2 protein-coding genes are annotated in these 3691 nt (G+C 73.3%); both read right to left on the bottom strand.

Going from position 1 to position 3691, the window contains the following annotated elements:
• Positions 1–292: 292 nt before the first annotated feature.
• A complete protein-coding gene (locus tag ACFW2E_RS17245) occupies positions 293–2878 on the bottom strand; it encodes a bifunctional FO biosynthesis protein CofGH (RefSeq protein ID WP_384467185.1) in 2586 nt (861 codons plus the stop codon).
• A 69-nt stretch (positions 2879–2947) separates the two neighbouring features.
• The coding region (locus ACFW2E_RS17240; RefSeq protein WP_384467183.1) for a TIGR03619 family F420-dependent LLM class oxidoreductase at positions 2948–3691 on the bottom strand (744 nt) is incomplete at its 5' end.

Here is a 3691-nt window from a genome sequence, read left to right as displayed (position 1 = left end):
GGGGGGGGGCGCCCCCGCCTTGGCGCGGGGGTGGGTCGGACCGGCCGGGCCGGGGGGGTGCGGCCCGTGGCGGGCCGGAGGGGGGGGGCCGCCCCGGGCCGCGGTCGCCCCCACCGTAAGGCCGGTGACCCAGGCCCACGAGGGCAGTCGGGCAGGCACGGGCACGCATCTCCTCAGCTCCGGGTCCCCCATCAAACAGGGGTCGGATCATCGTACCGGGGGGCGCCCGGCCCGCCGGAGCCCCGAGGGGTCCACGGGCGCCCGGAGCGGGTTCCTCCAGGCCTGCGCGGGCTCAGTCCAGCACCGGCAGCAGCTCCGGCAGGTGCCCGTCCGACGCCTCCGCCGCCCGCTGCCGCTCCAAGGGCACCTCCCCGTACAGCGTCGTGCGCGGCCGCGCCGGCCGGCCCGCCGCCTCCGCCACCGCGATCAGGTCCTTGACCGACTTGTACGAGCCGTAGGACGAGCCCGCCATCCGGGAGATCGTCTCCTCCATGAGCGTGCCGCCCAGGTCGTTCGCGCCGGAGCGGAGCATCTCCGCCGCACCCTCCGCGCCCAGCTTCACCCAGCTTGTCTGGATGTTGGGGATATGGGGGTGGAGGAGCAGCCGGGCCATCGCGGTGACCGCCCGGTTGTCGCGCGTCGTCGGACCCGGCCGCGCGATCCCCGCCAGATAGACGGGCGCGTTGGTGTGGACGAACGGCAGCGTCACGAACTCCGTGAAACCGCCCGTCTCCCGCTGGATACGGGCGAGGGTGCGCAGATGCCCGAGCCAGTGGCGGGGCTGGTCCACATGGCCGTACATCATCGTCGAACTCGACCGGATGCCCAGCTCGTGGGCGGTCGTGACGACCTCGATCCAGGTGGCCGTGGGCAGCTTGCCCTTCGTGAGCACCCAGCGCACCTCGTCGTCGAGGATCTCCGCCGCCGTGCCCGGGATGGTGTCGAGGCCCGCCTCCTTCGCCGCCGTGAGCCACTCCCGCACCGGCATGCCGGTGCGGGTCGCGCCGTTGACGACCTCCATGGGCGAGAAGGCGTGCACATGCATCCCCGGCACCCGCTCCTTGACCGCTCTCGCGATGTCGAAGTACGCGGTTCCGGGCAGGTCGGGATGGATCCCGCCCTGCATGCACACCTCGACCGCGCCCACGTCCCAGGCCTGCTGGGCCCGGTCGGCGACCTGCTCCAGGGAGAGCGTGTAGGCGTCGGCGTCCGTGCGGCGCTGGGCGAAGGCGCAGAAGCGGCAGCCGGTGTAGCAGACGTTGGTGAAGTTGATGTTCCGGGTGACGATGTAGGTGACGTCGTCGCCGACGGCCGCCCGGCGCACGTCGTCCGCGATCCGGGTCAGCGCGTCCAGGGCCGGGCCGTCCGCGTGGAAGAGGGCCAGGGCTTCGGCGTCCGTGAGCCTCGTGGGGTCGTCGGCGGCGGTCGCGAGGGCCTGCCGTACGTCGGTGTCGATGCGCTGCGGCGCCATCCCCGGGACGGCCGCCTCGCGCAGGGCGCCCCAGTCGCCGTACACCTCGTCGAAGTCGTCACGCCGGTCGGACGTACGGCCGTCGGTGTCGATGGTGCGGTGCAGGTCGGTACGGCCGGCGGCGACGAAGGCCTCCTCCGGCTCCTGCCACGGACGCCCCTCCACAGCCGCGTCCGCGCGCGCCAGGCCGGTCTCCGGGTCCGCCAGTGCCCGTACGTGCGGCAGCAGCCGGGGGTCCAGCCAGGGCTCGCCGCGCTGGACGAACTCCGGGTACACGCAGAGGCGTTCGCGCAGCTCGAACCCGGCCGCCCGGGACCGTTCGGTGAGTTCCTCGATCTGCGGCCAGGGGCGTTCGGGGTTGACGTGGTCGATGGTGAGCGGGGAGACCCCGCCCCAGTCGTCGATGCCGGCGCCGATCAGCCGCTCGTACTCGCTGTCGACGAGGTTGGGCGGGGCCTGCAGACAGGCGGCCGGGCCCATGATGTGCCGGGCCACGGCCACCGTGGCCACCAGCTCGTCCAGTTCGGCGTCCGGCATGCCGCGCATCGCCGTGTCCGGCTTGGCGCGGAAGTTCTGGATGATCAGCTCCTGGACGCCGTGGTACGAGCGGGAGACACGGCGCAGGGCGAAGAGGGACTCGGCGCGCTCCTCGTACGACTCGCCGATGCCGATGAGGATCCCAGAGGTGAAGGGGACGGAGGAGCGGCCGGCGTCCTCGAGGACACGCAGGCGTACGGCGGGTTCCTTGTCCGGGGAGCCGTGGTGCGGGCCGCCCGGCTCGGCCCACAGGCGGGTCGCCGTGGTCTCCAGCATCATCCCCATGGACGGGGCGACGGGCTTGAGCCGCTGGAAGTCGGTCCAGGTCATGACGCCGGGGTTGAGGTGGGGCAGCAGCCCCGTCTCCTCCAGGATCCGGATGGAGACGGCCCGGACGTACGCGATGGTGTCGTCGTAGCCGTGCGCGTCGAGCCACTCCCTGGCCTCCGGCCAGCGGTCCTCGGGCTTGTCGCCGAGGGTGATCAGGGCTTCCTTGCAGCCGAGCGCGGCGCCCTTGCGGGCGATGTCGAGGACCTCGTCCGGGGACATGAACATCCCGTGCCCGGCCCGGCGCAGCTTGCCGGGGACGGTGACGAAGGTGCAGTAGTGGCACTTGTCCCGGCACAGCCGGGTGAGGGGGATGAAGACGCTCTTCGAGTACGTGATGACACCGGGCCTGCCCGCCGCCTCGAGGCCCGCGTCCCGCACCCGGGCGGCGGACGCGGCGAGGTCGTCGAGGGCCTCGCCGCGCGCCTGGAGGAGGACGGCCGCCTCGTTCACGTCGAGGGCGACACCGTCCCGGGCACGTTTGAGGGCGCGACGCATGGAGTTCTCGGTCGGGCCGGTTCCGGAGGTCGCGGAAGTCGTCATTCTTTGAGCATACGTTCGGGTTGATCAGGGCAAAGGGGTGCTGTCCGATTCGCGCCCGGCCGTGGTTCGTTACACGGTGTCACTGGATCCGCCGGTCAGATACGGGGCGTACTCGTCCAGCACGCGCAGCACTTCGGGCTCTCCGGCCGAGGGCAGCTGCACCACGGTCTCCTCGACGCCGAGTTCGGCGTAGTGCGCGAGCTTGCCGGGCGTGGGCAGGACGGCGAACGGCACGACCTGGAGGGCGGCCGGGTCGCGTCCCGCGTCGGCCCACACGGAGCGCAGCACGGGCAGCGACTCGGACAGCCCGTGTCCGCCGATCGGCAGCCAGCCGTCCGCGTACTCCGCGATGTGCGCGAACAGCTTGGGTCCGGCGGCGCCGCCGACGAGCGTACGCGGGCCGACCACCGGACCGCGCGGCTTCTGCGCGGGCTTGGGGTGGGCATGGCTGGCCCGCACGCTGCCGAACTCCCCTTCGTGGGCGGTGGGTTCCTCGGACCAAAGCGCGCGCAGGAGGCCCATCCGGTCCCGTACGAGCTCGCGCCGCGTACGCCACCGCACGCCGTGGTCGGCGGCCTCCTCGACGTTCCAGCCGAAGCCGAGGCCGAGCGTGAACCGGCCGCCGGACAGGTGGTCCAGGGTCGCGATCCGCTTGGCGAGGCCGATCGGGTCGTGCTGGGCCACGAGCGTGACGCCGGTACCGAGGTCCAGCCGCTCGGTGACCGCGGCGGCCTGCCCGAGCGCGACGAAGGGGGGGAGGGGGCTGCCGTACCCGCGCGGCTGGGCGCCGCGCGCCCGGGCGGGGGGGGGCCG

The organism is Streptomyces sp. NPDC058964, assembly GCF_042741275.1.
In the GTDB taxonomy this organism is placed as follows: Bacteria; Actinomycetota; Actinomycetes; order Streptomycetales; family Streptomycetaceae; genus Streptomyces.
Note: the sequence above shows the minus strand (reverse complement) of the source record. Positions and strands in the feature narration are given on the sequence as shown.